General features: G+C 69.2%; 16 protein-coding genes. 7 read left to right on the top strand and 9 right to left on the bottom strand.

Annotated elements, in window-relative coordinates; genetic code table 11:
- Positions 1-7 precede the first annotated feature (7 nt).
- Entirely contained in the window at positions 8-1228 is a 1221-nt protein-coding gene (locus tag T8T21_RS01810) for an MFS transporter (protein ID WP_322336563.1), read from the bottom strand.
- 213 nt (positions 1229-1441) lie between these two features.
- Here T8T21_RS01810 and T8T21_RS01805 point away from each other — a divergent pair, with 213 nt between their 5' ends.
- The 7 genes from T8T21_RS01805 (at position 1442) to T8T21_RS01775 (ending at position 7487) form a co-directional block, all read left to right on the top strand.
- Positions 1442-1837, top strand: coding sequence for a VOC family protein (locus tag T8T21_RS01805; RefSeq protein ID WP_322336562.1), 396 nt, complete (start codon positions 1442-1444; stop codon positions 1835-1837).
- Positions 1838-1949: 112 nt separating this feature from the next.
- Positions 1950-2540: a TetR/AcrR family transcriptional regulator gene (locus T8T21_RS01800; RefSeq protein ID WP_322336561.1), complete on the top strand. Its 591-nt coding sequence runs from the start codon at positions 1950-1952 to the stop codon at positions 2538-2540.
- Positions 2537-3565: an NADP-dependent oxidoreductase gene (locus T8T21_RS01795; protein ID WP_322336560.1), complete on the top strand. Its 1029-nt coding sequence runs from the start codon at positions 2537-2539 to the stop codon at positions 3563-3565. The genes T8T21_RS01800 and T8T21_RS01795 overlap by 4 nt, the downstream gene beginning before the upstream one ends.
- 34 nt (positions 3566-3599) lie before the next feature.
- Complete coding sequence (locus T8T21_RS01790; protein WP_183474927.1) at positions 3600-4283, top strand: type 1 glutamine amidotransferase domain-containing protein; 684 nt, start codon at positions 3600-3602, stop codon at positions 4281-4283.
- 129 nt (positions 4284-4412) lie between these two features.
- Positions 4413-5294 carry a putative selenate ABC transporter substrate-binding protein gene (locus T8T21_RS01785; RefSeq protein WP_322336559.1) on the top strand — a complete coding sequence of 294 codons (882 nt, stop codon included), beginning with the start codon at positions 4413-4415 and terminating at the stop codon, positions 5292-5294.
- Positions 5294-5974 carry an ATP-binding cassette domain-containing protein gene (locus T8T21_RS01780; protein ID WP_322336558.1) on the top strand — a complete coding sequence of 227 codons (681 nt, stop codon included), beginning with the start codon at positions 5294-5296 and terminating at the stop codon, positions 5972-5974. The genes T8T21_RS01785 and T8T21_RS01780 overlap by 1 nt, the downstream gene beginning before the upstream one ends.
- Before the next feature lies 1 nt (position 5975).
- Positions 5976-7487 carry a PhnE/PtxC family ABC transporter permease gene (locus T8T21_RS01775; RefSeq protein WP_322336557.1) on the top strand — a complete coding sequence of 504 codons (1512 nt, stop codon included), beginning with the start codon at positions 5976-5978 and terminating at the stop codon, positions 7485-7487.
- Between the two features lie 37 nt (positions 7488-7524).
- Here the strand turns inward: T8T21_RS01775 and T8T21_RS01770 are convergent, their stop codons facing one another.
- The 8 genes from T8T21_RS01770 to T8T21_RS01735 are packed head-to-tail and all read right to left on the bottom strand — an operon-like array spanning position 7525 to position 15348.
- Positions 7525-8451 (bottom strand): electron transfer flavoprotein subunit alpha/FixB family protein, encoded by a 927-nt coding sequence (locus tag T8T21_RS01770; protein WP_322335926.1) that lies wholly within the window; start codon positions 8449-8451, stop codon positions 7525-7527.
- Positions 8402-9208, bottom strand: coding sequence for an electron transfer flavoprotein subunit beta/FixA family protein (locus T8T21_RS01765; protein ID WP_322336556.1), 807 nt, complete (start codon positions 9206-9208; stop codon positions 8402-8404). Before T8T21_RS01765 ends, T8T21_RS01770 begins: the two co-directional genes overlap by 50 nt.
- A gap of 14 nt (positions 9209-9222) precedes the next feature.
- Positions 9223-10434, bottom strand: a complete 1212-nt coding sequence (locus tag T8T21_RS01760; RefSeq protein WP_322336555.1) for an acyl-CoA dehydrogenase — start codon at positions 10432-10434, stop codon at positions 9223-9225.
- A gap of 1 nt (position 10435) precedes the next feature.
- Positions 10436-11989 (bottom strand): class I adenylate-forming enzyme family protein, encoded by a 1554-nt coding sequence (locus tag T8T21_RS01755; RefSeq protein ID WP_322336554.1) that lies wholly within the window; start codon positions 11987-11989, stop codon positions 10436-10438.
- Positions 11989-13008: an NAD(P)H-dependent flavin oxidoreductase gene (locus T8T21_RS01750; RefSeq protein WP_322336553.1), complete on the bottom strand. Its 1020-nt coding sequence runs from the start codon at positions 13006-13008 to the stop codon at positions 11989-11991. The genes T8T21_RS01755 and T8T21_RS01750 overlap by 1 nt, the downstream gene beginning before the upstream one ends.
- On the bottom strand, positions 13005-13799 hold the full coding sequence (locus tag T8T21_RS01745) for an oxepin-CoA hydrolase, alternative type (protein WP_322336552.1): 795 nt from the start codon (positions 13797-13799) through the stop codon (positions 13005-13007). The genes T8T21_RS01750 and T8T21_RS01745 overlap by 4 nt, the downstream gene beginning before the upstream one ends.
- The gene (locus T8T21_RS01740; protein WP_322336551.1) at positions 13796-14224 is read right to left on the bottom strand and encodes a PaaI family thioesterase; all 429 of its coding nucleotides are present in this window, start codon (positions 14222-14224) and stop codon (positions 13796-13798) included. Before T8T21_RS01740 ends, T8T21_RS01745 begins: the two co-directional genes overlap by 4 nt.
- Positions 14224-15348: an acyl-CoA dehydrogenase family protein gene (locus T8T21_RS01735; protein ID WP_322336550.1), complete on the bottom strand. Its 1125-nt coding sequence runs from the start codon at positions 15346-15348 to the stop codon at positions 14224-14226. Before T8T21_RS01735 ends, T8T21_RS01740 begins: the two co-directional genes overlap by 1 nt.
- Between the last annotated feature and the right edge of the window lie 3 nt (positions 15349-15351).

Here is a 15351-nt window from a genome sequence, read left to right as displayed (position 1 = left end):
GGGCGGCCTAGCGCCGCCCGCCCGCCAGCTGCGCCGCCTCCGGCAGGCGGCGCAGCACCAGCATCGCGCCCGTGCCCAGCACCGGCCCCGGCACGAGCACGAGGAAGGCCCAGCGCCAGCCCCCCATCGCCTCCGCGACCCATGGCATGATCTGGATCGCCAGCACCGTCAGCGCGAAGCCGATGCCGAGCTGCAGCGTGACCGAGGTGCCCACCAGATGCGGCTTGGCCAGCTCCGTGACGGCGGCGGAGAACTGCGCGCTGTCGGCGACCACGGTGATCCCCCAGACCAGCGCGACCAATGCCAGGAACCAACCCGGCCCGTCGAAGGCAAAGCCGATGGCAAGCGCCGAGGCGCCTGACAGCCCCATCATCCATGCCGTCGTGGCGCAGCGCCCGATCCGGTCCGACAGGGCCCCGGCCAGTACACAGCCCAGCGCTCCTGACGCCACCACGAAGAAGGTGAGCATCGACGCAGAACCCATTGGAAATGGTACGATTTCCGCCTCTGCCGCCGTGGCGAAAGCCAGGAACCAGGCCCACATGGCGTAGAGCTCCCACATATGGCCGAAATAGCCCAAGTTGGCGAGCATCACGCCCCGCTCGCGCAGCACCGCGAAGCTCTGTCTTGGGTCGAAGGTGGCCCGGCCGAAGCCATGCGGCCCTTCGGCGAGGCCCAGCCCGAAGATGGCAGCGGCAAGCCCGGTGGCCAGTGTCGTGCCGAGCACCACCGCGCGCCAGTCAAGCCCCTCGGTCAGCGCGCGCAACAGATGCGGCATGGACGAGCCGAGCGTCAGCGCCCCGATCAGAAAGCCGAGCGCCAGCCCGCGCCCGCGCGTGAACCACGTCGCCATCAGCTTGATCGCGGGCGGATAGACCCCGGCCAGTGCGGCGCCGGTGAACGCGCGTGCCGCGATTGCGATCCCCGCCCCCGGCTCGAACAGCAGCACCGCGTTGGCGAGCGCCGCGACCATAGTCGAAACCGTCATCAGCCGTGGCAACGCCACGATATCGGGCAGGTTGACGAAGCTCGCGGCCACCGCGCCGGCCACGAAGCCGAGCTGGACGGCGTTGGTCAGCCATGCCTGTGCCGCTGGACCAAGATCCCAGTCGCGCACCAGGTCGGGCAGGATCGCCGTGGCCGAGAACCAGCTCGTCATCGCGCAGACTACTCCGGCGCAGATCAGCGACAGGGCCTGCCAGCGCCCGGGCGCACCGATGTCGCTCATGCGACTGCTGCCGGAAACAGCGGGATCGCGGCCGAACGGAAAGAAATTACCACTATCGTTCGTTTACCTCTAGCTGCGCCGCGTACCATCAACCGTCCCTCATGACCGTTCGGGCGACCTTCGCCCGGCCCCCGACCGCTGTCGAGAGCGGCTGGACCCCGCAGCGGGTTTTGGGCATTCCGCCTTCAACCCATGCGAAGACAGGAGGGCCTCATGGCCAAGATGATCCATTCGATGATCCGCGTGCGCGACGAAGCCCGCTCGCTCGCGTTCTACGAGCTGTTCGGGCTGGAGGTCGCCGATCGCCTCGATTTCGAGAGCTTCTCGCTGATCTATCTGAGCAATCCCGAAAGCGGCTTCGAGCTGGAGTTGACGGTGAACAAGGGCGACAAGACCTACGATCTTGGCAATGGCTACGGCCATCTGGCCTTTCTCGAGGATGATCTCGAGACGCTGCATGGCCGCCTCGTCGAGGCCGGTCACCAGCCGCGCGAGATCAAGGATTTCGCCCCTGACGGCGACGTGGTGGCGCGGTTCTTCTTCGTCGCCGACCCCGATGGCTACGAAATCGAGGTGCTCGCGCGCAAGGGCCGCTTCGCCAACCAGTAATCCCTGTCGGGGCGGCCAAACGCCGCCCCTTCGACCCTGATTACCCAAGGTCAGAAAGAAAAGCCACGGCGCACTACTAGACGACCGGTCTAGTGGTGCCTAGCTGGGGATCATGACCGACACGCGACAGCATATCCTCGCTACCGGACGCGCCCTCGTGGCGCGGCGCGGCTATACCGGCGTCGGGCTTTCCGAGCTGCTGACGCAGGCCGGCGTACCCAAGGGCAGCTTCTACCATTTCTTCAGATCCAAGGAGGCCTTCGGCTGCGCCCTGCTCGACAGCTTCGTCGAGGGCTATGCCGATGACCTGGCTCGGACGCTTGGTGCGCCCAACCTCCCCGCTCGCGACCGGCTGCTGGCCTATTTCGAAGGCTGGCGTACCCGGCAGTCGGGCGAGGATTACGAGGCGCGCTGCCTCGTGGTGAAGCTCTCGGCCGAGGTGGCGGAACTGTCGCCGGACATGCGCGAGGTGCTCGATCGCGGCGTTTCGGCGATCGTCGCCCGGCTGGCGGCGGTCATCCGGGAGGGGGCCGGCGACGGTTCTCTGCCCGCCCATTCCGATCCGCAGGCGCTCGCCACCACGCTCTACCAGATCTGGCTCGGTGCGAGCCTGATGGGTGGGCTGTCGCGCGACACCGCCCCCTATGACAGCGCCCTGGCCGCAACGGCTGCGCTCATCGATCCACAAGGACCGACTTCATGACCCAATCCCCCGACACCAATCGCCGCTGGGTTCTCGCCGAGCGCCCCAAGGGCGAGCCCGACGAGAACACGCTGCGGCTTGAAACCGTGCCGGTGCCCGAGCCCAAGGATGGCGAGGTGCTGCTGGCGACCGAGTTCCTGTCGCTGGACCCCTATATGCGCGGGCGGATGAGCGACGCGCCCTCCTATGCCGCCCCCGTGGAGATCGGCCAGCCGATGGTCGGCGGCACGGTGGCCCGAGTGGTGAAGTCCAACAACCCGAACTTCGCCGAAGGCGACCGAGTTGTGAGCTTCTCCGGCTGGCAGGACTATGCCGTCTCGGATGGCGCCGGGCTCAACAAGCTGCCCGCGAACATGCCCAACCCGTCCTGGGCACTGGGCGTGCTGGGCATGCCGGGCTTCACCGCATGGGCGGGCCTGCGCGAGATCGCCAAGCCGAAGGCGGGCGAGACGCTGGTGGTCGGCGGCGCGACCGGCCCGGTGGGCGCGACCGTGGGCCAGATCGCCAAGCTGCAGGGCCTGCGCACCGTCGGCGTTGCGGGCGGCCCCGACAAATGCCGCCACGCGGTGGAGACCTTGGGCTTCGACGCCTGCGTCGATTACAAGGCCGAGAGCTTTGCCGAGGACCTCGCGCGCGAGACGCCGAACGGCGTCGACATCTACTGGGAGAATGTCGGCGGCGCCGTGCTCGACGCGGTCCTGCCGCAGCTCAATGCCAATGCCCGCGTGCCGGTCTGCGGCCTGATCTCGCAGTACAATGCCACTTCGCTGCCCGACGGGCCGGACCGGATGAACTGGCTCATGGGACAGATCCTGCGCAAGCGGATCACTCTGCGCGGCTTCATTATCTTCGACGATTTCGGCCATCTCTACCCCGAATTCGCCAATGAAATGGGCCAGTGGGTCGCGGAGGGAAAGATCGCTTACCGCGAAGAGATGATCGACGGGCTGGAACAGGCGCCTTCGGCCTTCGTTGGCCTGCTGCGCGGCGAGGCCTTCGGCAAACGCGTGATCCGCGTCGCCTGAACGGCTCCGCACCTGGTATTCAAGGAAAGACCATATGACCAAGATTCTGATGATCCTCACCTCGCATGACCGCCTCGGCGACACCGGCGAGAAGACCGGCTTCTGGCTCGAGGAATTCGCCGCCCCCTATTACGTCTTCAAGGATGCGGGCGCCGAGGTCACGCTGGCCTCTCCGCAAGGTGGAAAGCCGCCGCTCGACCCCAAGAGCGACGAGGAGGATTTCCAGACCGACGCCACCCGCCGCTTCAAGGAAGACAAGGAAGCCCAAGAGCTCCTGGCCAACACCGAGCGCCTCGACGAGATCTATCCGACCCAGTACGACGCAGTGTTCTACCCGGGCGGCCATGGCCCGATGTGGGATCTCGCCGAGAATGCCGACAGCCGTCGCATCATCGAGGCCTTCGTCAATGGCGGCCGCCCGCTCGGCGCAGTCTGTCACGCACCGGCGGTGTTCCGTCACACCCAGACCGAGGATGGCAAGCCGCTGGTCGAGGGCCGCAAGGTGACCGGCTTCACCAATGGCGAGGAAGAGGGCGTCGGGCTCACCGACGTGGTTCCCTTCCTGCTCGAGGACATGCTCAAGGAGAAGGGCGCCGATTACTCCAAGGGTGAGGACTGGGCCCCCTACGTGCTGGTCGACGGCAAGCTCGTCACCGGCCAGAACCCCGCCTCGTCCGAGGAAGCCGCCAAGAAGCTCCTCGAGCTGATCGAGGACTGATCCCGGCCTTCGCAGGCTGCATGGGCCCGACCGCCGCGCGCGGGCGGGCCCATTTTACGTTACGTGGTTCGCCTTGCCATGCGCGCGCCATGGCGTAGAAGGGCGCCGACCCCCAGCGGAGCCCGACCGATGCCCCAGCACCCCACCCGCCGTGCCGTCGCCCTTGCCGCTGCGCTGCTTGCCGCCATGCCGGCGATGGCGCAGGACACGCCGACGCTCTATTTCTCGGCCATCCCCGATGATGACGAGACCAAGCTCGAGGCCCGCTTCGGCAAGGTCGCCGACTACCTCGAGGAGCGGCTCGGCGTGCCGGTGCAATACGTCCCGGTGAAGGACTACGCGGCGTCGGTCACCGCATTCCGCAACGACCAGATCCAGCTCGCCTGGTTCGGTGGCCTGTCGGGCGTGCAGGCGCGTCGCCTCGTGCCCGGTAGCCAGGCGATCGCCCAGGGCGTCGAGGATCAGAGCTTCGTCACCTATTTCATCGCCCATGAATCGACCGGCATCACCGAGCCCGAAGGCGACGCCTTTCCGGAAGGCATCGAGGGTCTGAGCTTCACCTTCGGCTCGCAGGGGTCGACCTCCGGACGGCTGATGCCCGAATACCACCTGCGCCGGCTGTTCGAAGAGGCGCCGGAAGAGATCTTCTCGGATGTCGGTTTCTCGGGCGATCACGGCCAGACCCTGCGGCTCGTGGCGTCGGGCGCCTATGATCTCGGCGCGCTGAACTACAGCGTCTTCGACGCGGCCGTGGCCGAAGGCGCGCCCGAGGTCGAGACCGCCCGGGTGATCTGGCGCACGCCGCCCTACCCCGATTACAATTGGACCATCCGTGGCGACGTGGACGAGCGCTGGGGCGAGGGCTTTGCCAAGCGCGTGCAGCGGGCGCTGATCGAGCTCGAGGATCCGCAGATCCTCGAAAGCTTCCCGCGCACCGCCTTCATCGAGGCCGAGAACGACCTCTATCTGCCGATCGAACGCACCGCCAAACAGCTCGACTTGATCGACTGATGGGAACGGCGCCGCTCCTGCGCTTCGACCAAGAGACGCTCTCCTGGGACGGTACCGCCGTGCTCGAAGGGTTGTCCTTCTCGGTCGCGCGCGGCGAGCGGCTGGTGCTTCTGGGGCGCAGCGGCTCGGGCAAGAGCACGCTGCTCAACGCGATCCGCCTCAAGCTCGAGGCGGCCCGCCCGGCACCGCGCCTCGCGCTGGTGCCGCAGGACCCCGGGCTGGTGCCGCAGCTTTCGGTGTTCCACAACGCCTGGATGGGGCTGCTCGACGATCACTCATCGGCCTACGGCCTGCGGGTGCTGCTGCGTCCGCCTTCGCGTGAGAGGGCGCGTGTCGCGCCTATGCTGGAACGGGTCGGCCTCGCCGGGCTGGACCGGCGCCGCGTCGCCTCGCTCTCGGGCGGCCAGAAGCAGCGCACGGCGCTGGCCCGCGCGCTGCTCAGGGGCGGCGATGCGCTGATCGCGGACGAGCCGGTCTCGGCGGTCGATCCGCGCCAGTCAGGCGATCTGCTCGACGCGCTCGCCGCGCGGTTTCCGACCATGGTGCTGGCCCTGCACGACCCGGCACGGGCGCTGGCGGTGGGCACCCGGATCGTCGGGCTACGGGCCGGCCGGATCGTGCTCGACCGGCCGACCGCCGGGCTCGACGCGGCCGAGCTGCACCGCCTCTACGAGATCTGAAATGGCACGCCCCCGCCGCCTGTCCGCCGCGCGGGTCCTCGCCGGCTTCGGTCTCGCGACCCTGGCGGCGCTGGCATTGGCCGATCTCGACCTCGCCCGCCCCGATCCATGGCTGACGCTGCAACGGATCGGCGCCGGGCTGCTCGCGCCCGAATTCGGCGATCCGGCGGCGCTGGGCTACGCGGCTGCGCTGACCGTGGCCTTCGCGGTCTGCGGCGTCTTTGCCGGCGCGACGGCCGGTTTCGCGCTGAGCCTCGCCTACGGCTTCGCGCCGGTGCGCTGGCTGTGCATCCTGATCCGCTCCATCCACGAGCTGTTCTGGGCGCTCCTGCTGCTGGGCGTCACGGGCCTCGGGCCGCTCACCGGGGTGCTGGCGATCGCCCTGCCCTATGCCGGGATCTTCGCAAAGGTCTTTGCCGAATACCTCGCCGAGGCCGATCCGGCGGCCACGCGCGCGCTGCCGCGCCGCACGCCGCCACTGTCGCGGCTGCTGTGGAGCCGTCTGCCGCTGGCGCTGCCTGAGCTGGGCGCCTACACGCTCTACCGGCTGGAATGCGGGCTCAGATCCTCGGCGGTGCTGGGCTTCGTCGGGCTGCCGACTTTGGGCTACCTGCTCGAGACCGATTTCCGGCAGGCACAATACGGTGCAGCCGCGACGGCGATCCTCGTCTATCTCGCGCTGATCCTGCCGATCCGCTACTGGATGCGGCTGCGGCTCGCCCCGCTCTGGCTCCTGGCCTCGCTATGGCTGCTGGCGCGCCACCCGGCGCCGCCGATGGGCGACGGCGCACTGCTGCGCTTTCTGCACGACGCCGTGCCGGCGCCGATCCGCGCCGGCGACTGGGCCGGGCTCGGCCCTTGGCTCTCCCGGCTCATCGGCGATCAGGCGCTGCCCGGCATCCTGTCGACGTTGGTGCTGTCGCAGCTTGCGCTGGCGCTGGCCGCGCTGATCGCGGTGACAGGCTTCCCGTTGATCGTGCGGCGCGTCACGGGGCGGGCCGGCGCGCTGCTGGGGCACCTGGCGCTGGTGCTGGCCCGCTCGATCCCAGACTACATGCTCGCCTTCGTGATCCTTCAGATCACCGGCCCCTCGATGATACCGGCGATCCTTGCGCTGGGGCTCCATAACGGCGCGATCATCGCCCACCTGATGGGGCGGCAGGGCGACGCACTGACGCCGCGGCTGAGGCCGGACGCCCCGCGTGGGGTGCGGCTGGCGGCGTGGGAGTTGCTGCCGCGCCTGTCGGGCAACTTCTTCGCGCTGTGCCTCTATCGCTGGGAGATCATCGTGCGCGACAGCGCGATCCTCGGCCTGCTGGGAGTCGCCACGCTGGGCTTTCACATCGACGCGGCGATGCAGGAGCTGCGCACGGATCGCACCGTGCTGCTGCTCGGCGTCGTGGCGCTGCTGACGCTGGGGATCGACGCGCTGTCGGGCTGGATCAGGGGGCGGATGCGACTGTCGGCGCCAGGAATGCGCAAGGCCGAACCGGAGACCGCAGAAGCGGCCTGAAAACGGCCCGGCGCGCTGCGCCGAGCCGTTCTGTCGTTCAGAGCTTTTCGGTGAGCTCGGGCAGCGCGGTGAACAGGTCGGCGACGAGGCCGTAATCGGCGACCTGGAAAATCGGCGCCTCCTCGTCCTTGTTGATCGCCACGATGACCTTGGAGTCCTTCATGCCGGCGAGGTGCTGGATCGCGCCGGAGATGCCGACCGCGACATAGAGCGCGGGCGCGACGACCTTGCCGGTCTGGCCGACCTGCCAGTCGTTCGGGGCAAAGCCCGAGTCGACCGCGGCGCGGCTCGCACCGACGGCGGCGCCGAGCTTGTCGGCCAGCTTCTCGATCAGCGCGAAGTTCTCCTGCGAGCCGACGCCGCGGCCGCCCGAGACCACGATGCCCGCCGAGGTCAGCTCCGGCCGGTCGCTCTCGGCGAGCTTGTCCTCGACCCAAGCCGACAGGCCCGGATCGGCGGCAGGCGCCACGTCCTCGACCGAGGCCGACCCGCCGTCGCCCGCCGGCTCGAAGCCGGTGGTGCGGATGGTGATCACCTTGGTCGCGTCGCGCGACTTCACGGTCTGCACCGCGTTGCCGGCATAGACCGGGCGGTCGAAGCTGCCGTCGCCATGCACCGCCAGCACATCGGGGATGATCATCACGTCGAGGAGCGCCGCGACGCGCGGCATGACGTTCTTGGCATCGGTGGTGGCGGGGGCCGCGATCACCTCGTGGCCTTCGGCCAGCTGCGCCACCAGCGCCGCGACCGGCTCGGCCAGGCGGTGGGAGTAGAGCGGATCCTCGGCGCAGAGCACGCGGGCCACGCCTTGAATCGTCGTCGCGGCGTTTGCCGCGTCCTTGGCCTTGGCGCCGACGCACAGGAGCGTCACATCGCCCAGACCCTGCACCGCCGAGACGGCGCGGGCGGTGGCGTCACGGTTCAATTCGCCGTCCGTGACCTCGGCCAGAAGCAGCACGCTCATCCCACGACCCCAGATCCTTCAGCTTCTCAACCAGCTCGTCGACCGAGCCGACCATCATCCCCGCCTTGCGCTCCGGCGGCTCGGCGGTCTTCACCACCTCCAGCCGCGGGCTGACGTCGACGCCGAAATCGGCCGCCGTCTTCTCGTCCAGGGGCTTCTTCTTGGCCTTCATGATGTTGGGCAGCGAGGCGTAGCGCGGCTCGTTCAGCCGCAGGTCCACCGAGACGATCGCCGGCAGCTTCACCGAGATCGTCTGCAGACCGCCATCGACCTCGCGCGTCACCTGCGCCTTGTCACCGTCGATCGTCACCTCGGAGGCGAAGGTCGCTTGGCTCCAGCCCAGCAGCGCCGAGAGCATCTGCCCGGTGGCGTTCATGTCGTTGTCGATCGCCTGCTTGCCGCAGAGCACCAGCTGCGGCTGCTCCTCCTCGACCAGCTTGGCGAGGATCTTCGCCACCGCCAGCGGCTCGATGTCCTGATCCGGCGCGTCGGCGGCGACCACCAGGATCGCCCGGTCCGCGCCCATCGCCAGCGCCGTGCGCAGCGTCTCCTGCGCCTGCTTCACGCCGATCGACACCGCGACCACCTCGGAGGCGACACCCGCCTCCTTCAGCCGGATCGCCTCCTCGACCGCGATCTCGTCGAACGGGTTCATCGACATCTTCACGTTCGCCAGATCGACGCCCGTACCGTCCGACTTCACACGCACCTTCACGTTGTAGTCGATCACCCGCTTCACGGGGACTAGGATCTTCATCATCTGCTCCTGTCTCAGAAGAACGCCTGCAGGCCGGTCTGGGCGCGCCCGAGGATCAGCGCATGGACGTCATGCGTGCCCTCATAGGTGTTCACGGTTTCCAGGTTGATCATGTGGCGCATCACCGGGAATTCGTCGGAGATGCCGTTGCCGCCATGCATGTCACGGGCGTGGCGCGCGATCTCGAGCGCCTTGCCGCAGTTGTTGCGCTTCATCAGCGAGACCAGCTCGGGCGAGGCGCGGCCCTCGTCCATCAGCCGGCCCAGACGCAAGGAGCCCTGCAGGCCGAGAGCGATCTCGGTCTGCATGTCGGCGAGCTTCTTCTGGAAAAGCTGAGTCTGTGCCAGCGGCTTGTTGAACTGCTTGCGGTCAAGGCCGTATTGCCGCGCCGCGTGCCAGCAGGCCTCGGCCGCGCCCATCGCACCCCAGCTGATGCCGTAGCGCGCGCGGTTGAGGCAGCCGAAGGGGCCCTTGAGGCCGTGCACGTTCGGCAAGAGCGCGTCCTCGCCGACCTCGACGCCATCCATGACGATCTCGCCGGTGGTCGAGGCGCGCAAGGAGAGCTTGCCGCCGATCTTCGGAGCCGAGAGGCCGGTCATGCCCTTCTCGAGGATGAAGCCACGGATCTTGCCGTCATGCGCCTCGGACTTGGCCCAGACCACGAAGACATCCGCGAACGGCGCGTTCGAGATCCACATCTTGGAGCCCGAGAGCCGGTAGCCGTTGTCGGTCTTCTTCGCGACGGTCTTCATGCCGGCGGGGTCGGAGCCCGCATCGGGCTCGGTCAGGCCGAAGCAGCCGATCAGCTCGCCCGAGCACAGGCCGGGGAGGTATTTCTTCTTCTGCTCCTCAGAGCCATAGGCGTGGATCGGGTAGATCACGAGGCTCGACTGCACCGACATCATCGAGCGGTAGCCACTATCCACGCGCTCCACCTCGCGGGCGATCAGGCCATAGGTGACATAGGACGCACCGAGACCGCCGAACTCCTCCTCGACGGTCACACCGAGCAGCCCGGCCTCGCCCATCTCGCGGAAGATCGACGGATCGGCCGTCTCTTCGCGGTAGGCTTCGGTCACGCGCGGGGCGAGCTTGTCCTGCGCGAAGGCCTGCGCCGCGTCGCGCAGCATCCGCTCGTCCTCGTCGAGCTGGGCCTCCAGCAGGAAGGGGTCGGACCAGTCGAACTGGGCGAGTTCCGGGCCGTGGCCCTGCATATCCTTGGGCATGTTATTTCTCCTCCGCGTCGAGTGCGGCCAGGCGATCGGCGAAGACGCCCAGCAGCTTGTGTTTCAGGATCTTGCCGGTCGCCGCAGCAGGCAGCCGGTCCACGATCAGGATCTTCGATGGCCGCTTGTAGCTCGAAAGCCGCTCCGAGACATGGGCTTTCAGCGTCGCAGGCTCGGGGACGGGATCGGTGCACTGCACGAAGGCCAGCACCTCCTCGTTGCCATCGCGCGAGCGGCCGACCACGGCGGCCTGCACCACGGCGGGATGATCGTTCAGCGCGGCCTCGACCTCGGGGGGGTAGACGTTGAAGCCGGAGCGGATGATCAGCTCCTTGCAGCGGCCCACCACGTGCAGCCGCCCTTCGGCGTCGATCCGCCCCAGATCGCCGGTCGCGAGCCACCCCTCGGCATCGATCACCTGCGCGGTGGCCTCGAGGTTGCGGTAATAGCCCTTCATCACATGCGGGCCGCGGGTGCGGATCTCGCCCACGCCCTCGGCATCGGGCGCATCGATGCGGATCTCGATCCCCGGAAGCGCCGGGCCGACCGAGACATCGGGCACACCGATCGGGTTACGGGTGCCGCTGACGCCGGCTGTGCTTTCGGTCATGCCGTAGCCGTTCTGCAGCGGCAGACCGTAGAAGGCCTCGGCCTTTCGCTTCCAGGCCGGGTCAAGCGGCGCCGCGCCGGACGAGACGTAGCGCAGCCTGGCGCCCTCGAGCCGGTCGAGCCCCTGCCCGGCCACGTGCTTCATCAGCAGCGCGTGCATCTGCGGCACCATCGGCAGCACCGTGACGCCCCGCTTCAGCGCCGCGAGCAGCCGGTCGGGTGCGAAGCGGGTCTCGAGCTGCACGCAGGCGCCGCAGCTCATCGCGGCCATCAGCATCGAGGCCAGGCCGAAGACATGGGTCAGCGGCAGCGCGCCATAAACCCGGTCCTCGGGCCCCATGCCCCTGAGTGCGGCGCTGGTGGCACCGGCGAAGAGCAGGTTGGCGTGGGTCAGCATCACCCCCTTGGGATCGCCGGTTGTGCCGGTGGTATAGAGGATCACGGCGGTCTGCTCCGGCCCCTGCGCCGCCGGCTCGGGCGCGCCGCCGGGGCCCTTGGCCAGCGCGAGCCGGCCGGTCGCGGTGACGACGGGTTCGGCCCCCGCCGCCTCGGCATGGCCGGCCGCCTCGGCCGAGACATGGGTGGTGTAGAGGATCGCGCGCGGTCCGGCATGGTCGGTGATCCGCGCCAGCTCGGCGCCGGTCATCCTAGCATTGACCGGGACCGCGATCGCGTCGAGCGCGGAGGCCGCGAAAATCGCCAGCGCGGTCGCGGCGCAGTTCTCGGCCACGATCAGCACCCGGTCGCCGGCGACGACGCCACGCTCGGCGAACAGCCTTGCCAGCTCGCCGGCCGCCGCCTCGCTCACCTCGTGGTCGAGCGTTCGGCCATCGGCGTCGATCAGCGCCGGCGCCTGACCGCGCAGCTGCGCCTGGCGGCCGAGCAGCTCGTGCACCCGGCGCGTGCCGGTCTCGACCGGCCGCGCCCCATCCGTCTGTGCCTGCATCATGCCAACTCCCCCTGCGTCTGCCCCTGCAGGATCGCCGGGCGCAGCCGCGCCAGCGCGACCCGCGCCTCTTCCTCCAGCCGGCCGATGATCGCGGCCAGCGGCTCGATCTGGCCCGTGAGCCCGAGCGCCTGCCCCGCCGACAGCATGCCGCGCGACACGTCGCCGGTCTCGTAGGCGCGCCGCCCGATCGCGCCCGAGACATGCGGCAGCAGCGCCTCGATCCCGATCTCCGGGTTCTCGGTCTCGAGCCGCGCCACGGTCTCGGAGGTCTCGTTGCGCAGCGTGCGGATCGTGTTGCGCACGCTCGACATGCTGAGCATCGTGTCGGTTTCCTTCGCCTCCGACAGTGCCCGCTTGTAGTCGGGATGCGCCGTGATCTCCTCGGCCACGAGGAACCGCGTGCCGACCACGACGCCCGCGGCGCCGCCCGCCAGCGCCGCGACGAGCTGGCCGCCGTGACCGACGCCGCCGCCGATCAGGAACGGAATGTCGAGCCGCCGCTCGGCCAGCGCGAGGTTGACGAAGCTGCCCACCAGATCGAGCCCGGGATGGCCGCCGCACTCGGCGCCGACGATCGACACCATGTCGACACCCTCGGACTGCGCCTTCTCGGCGAAGCGAACGCTCGGCACCTTGTGCAGCACGGTGATGCCGGCGGCCTTCAGTATCGGCAGCCATGGCGCCGGGTTGCGGCCCGAGGTCTCCACGAAGCGCACGCCTTCCTCGGCGATCAGCTCGAAGATCTCGGCGGTGCGCTCGCCCGGCACCAGCTTGGGCAGCATCGAGACGTTGACCCCGAAGGCCCCGCCTTCGGCCATTTCGCGGGTCCGGCGGATCTCGGCGCGGAGCCGGTCGGGATCGGGAAAGCTTGCGGCGGTGATGAAGCCGATGATCCCGGCGCGGGCGCAGGCCGAGACATATGCCGCATCCGACAGCCACATCAGGCCACCGGCGACGATCGGCAGCCGGGTGCCATAGGCGCGCGTCACGGCGGTATCGAAAAGGGGATCGGTCATGACATCTCCCTAAGCGCGACGAAATCAGGGGCCCGCTTGTCGAGAAAGGCCGCGATGCCCTCGGCCGCCTCGGGTGTTCCCTGGGCACGGGCCATGGCGTCGCGCTCGGCATCGAGCTGGGCCATCAGATCACCCTGCGCGGCGCTGTTCATCAGCGTCTTGATCGCGCCCTGCGTCGCCGACGGTCCCCGAGCCAGCCGGTCAGCCAGCGCCATCGCGGCCTCGAAGGCTTGGCCCTCTGGCGCCAGCTCGGACAGCGCGCCGAGCGCGTGCAGCCGATCCGCTCCGACGGGCTCGCCCAGAAGCACCATCCGTCGCGCAAGCGCGCGCGGCAGCAGGGCGGAGAGGAAATGGGTGAGCCCGGCATCCGGCACCAGCCCGGCTTTCACATAGGCGGCCGTGAAGCGGGCGGTGTCGGAGGCCACGGTGACGTCGCAGGCCAGCGCCAGCGACAGCCCCGCCCCGGCGGCGCCGCCCTCGACGGCCGCGATGACCGGTTTGGGGCAGGTGATGATGGCGCGGACGAGGTCGTGCAGCTTCTCGATGTTGCCGCGCCGCTCGGCCTCGCTCTGCGCCGCGCGGGTGGCGAGAACGCCGAGATCGCCGCCCGCGCAGAAGAAACCGCCCTCGGATGCGAGGACGACGCAGGCGATGCGCCTGGTGCGACCCGCCGTCTCCAGTGCGTCCTGCAGCGCGGCATAATAGTCCGGTGTCAGCGCGCCGCGTCGGGCCGCGTTGAGGTTCCACACCACCAGCCGGTCGCCGCGATCCTCGATCCGCGCCATGCTCATGCGGGTCCCTCCGCGTGCTGCTTCGGTACCGGCTTGAACACGCCCGTTGCCGTAGCGATCAGCCGGTCGTCACCGCCCCGCAGCTCACCCTCGATGAACAGGATCTTGCGTCCGCCCCCGGTGATGCGCCCGACCGCCACCAGCGCCTCGCCCTCGCGGGCGGGGGCGAGGTATTGGGTGTTGAGCGAGATAGTCAGAAACGGGTAGCGCCCGCCGGGATCGCGCGACAGGCTGCCGGTGGCGCCCATCGCATTGTCGAGGATCGTCGCGACGATGCCGCCATGCAGCATGCCGTGCCGGTTGGTGTGATCGGCCGTCACGGTGAGGTGACACCGCGCCCGGCCATCACCCTGGCCGACATCCAGCACGTAGCCGATCAGCCGCTGCGCGCCGGTCTCGCCCTCGATGATCCCCGGCCCCGCCATCAGGCCGCCCGAAGCCTTACGAAGCGACCCAGATGGAAGGTCGCGTCGCCGAAGCGCTGGTCGAGCATCGAAAGCCGCCGCGCGAAGCGGGCGAGGTCGTACTCCTCGGTCATGCCGATGCCGCCATGCATCTGGACCGCTTCCTCTGCGACGAGCCGCGCGACCTTGCCGACGAGGTGCTTGGTCGCGGAGACGTGGATCTCGCGGGTGCTGCGGTCGGCCTCGAGATGGCCGCACAGGTTGATCACCGCCGAGCGCGCCTGCTCGATCTCGATCAGCATGTCGGCGGCGCGATGCTGCAGCGCCTGGAACTTGCCGATCGGCTGGCCGAACTGCTTGCGGGTCTTGAGATAATCGCCGGTCAGCGCGCGCGCCGTCTCCATCGCGCCGAGCGCGTCGGCGCAGATCGCGGCGGTGGCGCGGGCCTGCGCCGTCTCGATCGCCTCGAAGGCCTGGCCCTCGGCGCCGAGCAGCGCGCCTGCAGGCAGCGTCACGCCGTCGAGCACGATCTCGGCCGCGTGGCCACCCTGGCTCAGTGGGTAGTCGCGGATTTCGACGCCCGCCATGCTCTTGGGCAGCAGGAACAGGCTGATCCCGTCGCGGTCGGCAACATCGCCCGAGGTTCGGGCGGAGACGACGATGTGATCGGCCTGGGCGCCGTTGACGACGACGGATTTGCGCCCCGTGAGGGTCCAGCCATCGCCGCTCCGCTCGGCGCGGGTCTCGACCCGCTCCAGGTCGAAGCGGCTGGCCGGTTCGCCATGCGCGAAGGCCAGCTGCACCGCACCTTCGACCGCCTGCGCGACGATCTCCTGCTGAGTCTCGTCGCCCAGCTCGGCGACCAGCCGCCCGGCGAGCAGCAATTCGAGCATCGGCTCGACCGCGCCCGCGCGGCCCAGCTCCTCGAACACCACCATCAGGTCGAAACCGGCCCCGCCGAAGCCGCCCTGATCTTCGGTGAACAGCGCGCCGGCGACGCCCATCTCGGACAGGCCGGCCCAGATCTCGGGCGACATGCCGGCGGTCTGCGCGGCTTCGAGGGCCTGCGGTGTCACGGCTTCGCCCAGATAGCGGCGCAGCCCGTCCTGCAGCATCTGCCGCTCTTCGGTCAGTTGGAAGTTCATGTC

The organism is Limimaricola variabilis, from assembly GCF_034371605.1.
GTDB lineage: Bacteria > Pseudomonadota > Alphaproteobacteria > Rhodobacterales > Rhodobacteraceae > Limimaricola > Limimaricola variabilis.
Note: the sequence above shows the minus strand (reverse complement) of the source record. Positions and strands in the feature narration are given on the sequence as shown.

Coding starts and splice junctions, on each gene's coding strand:
- T8T21_RS01810 (WP_322336563.1), bottom strand. CDS start 1,228: ATGAGCGACATCGGTGCGCCCGGGCGCTGGCAGGCCCTGTCGCTGATC.
- T8T21_RS01805 (WP_322336562.1), top strand. CDS start 1,442: ATGGCCAAGATGATCCATTCGATGATCCGCGTGCGCGACGAAGCCCGC.
- T8T21_RS01800 (WP_322336561.1), top strand. CDS start 1,950: ATGACCGACACGCGACAGCATATCCTCGCTACCGGACGCGCCCTCGTG.
- T8T21_RS01795 (WP_322336560.1), top strand. CDS start 2,537: ATGACCCAATCCCCCGACACCAATCGCCGCTGGGTTCTCGCCGAGCGC.
- T8T21_RS01790 (WP_183474927.1), top strand. CDS start 3,600: ATGACCAAGATTCTGATGATCCTCACCTCGCATGACCGCCTCGGCGAC.
- T8T21_RS01785 (WP_322336559.1), top strand. CDS start 4,413: ATGCCCCAGCACCCCACCCGCCGTGCCGTCGCCCTTGCCGCTGCGCTG.
- T8T21_RS01780 (WP_322336558.1), top strand. CDS start 5,294: ATGGGAACGGCGCCGCTCCTGCGCTTCGACCAAGAGACGCTCTCCTGG.
- T8T21_RS01775 (WP_322336557.1), top strand. CDS start 5,976: ATGGCACGCCCCCGCCGCCTGTCCGCCGCGCGGGTCCTCGCCGGCTTC.
- T8T21_RS01770 (WP_322335926.1), bottom strand. CDS start 8,451: ATGAGCGTGCTGCTTCTGGCCGAGGTCACGGACGGCGAATTGAACCGT.
- T8T21_RS01765 (WP_322336556.1), bottom strand. CDS start 9,208: ATGAAGATCCTAGTCCCCGTGAAGCGGGTGATCGACTACAACGTGAAG.
- T8T21_RS01760 (WP_322336555.1), bottom strand. CDS start 10,434: ATGCCCAAGGATATGCAGGGCCACGGCCCGGAACTCGCCCAGTTCGAC.
- T8T21_RS01755 (WP_322336554.1), bottom strand. CDS start 11,989: ATGCAGGCACAGACGGATGGGGCGCGGCCGGTCGAGACCGGCACGCGC.
- T8T21_RS01750 (WP_322336553.1), bottom strand. CDS start 13,008: ATGACCGATCCCCTTTTCGATACCGCCGTGACGCGCGCCTATGGCACC.
- T8T21_RS01745 (WP_322336552.1), bottom strand. CDS start 13,799: ATGAGCATGGCGCGGATCGAGGATCGCGGCGACCGGCTGGTGGTGTGG.
- T8T21_RS01740 (WP_322336551.1), bottom strand. CDS start 14,224: ATGGCGGGGCCGGGGATCATCGAGGGCGAGACCGGCGCGCAGCGGCTG.
- T8T21_RS01735 (WP_322336550.1), bottom strand. CDS start 15,348: ATGAACTTCCAACTGACCGAAGAGCGGCAGATGCTGCAGGACGGGCTG.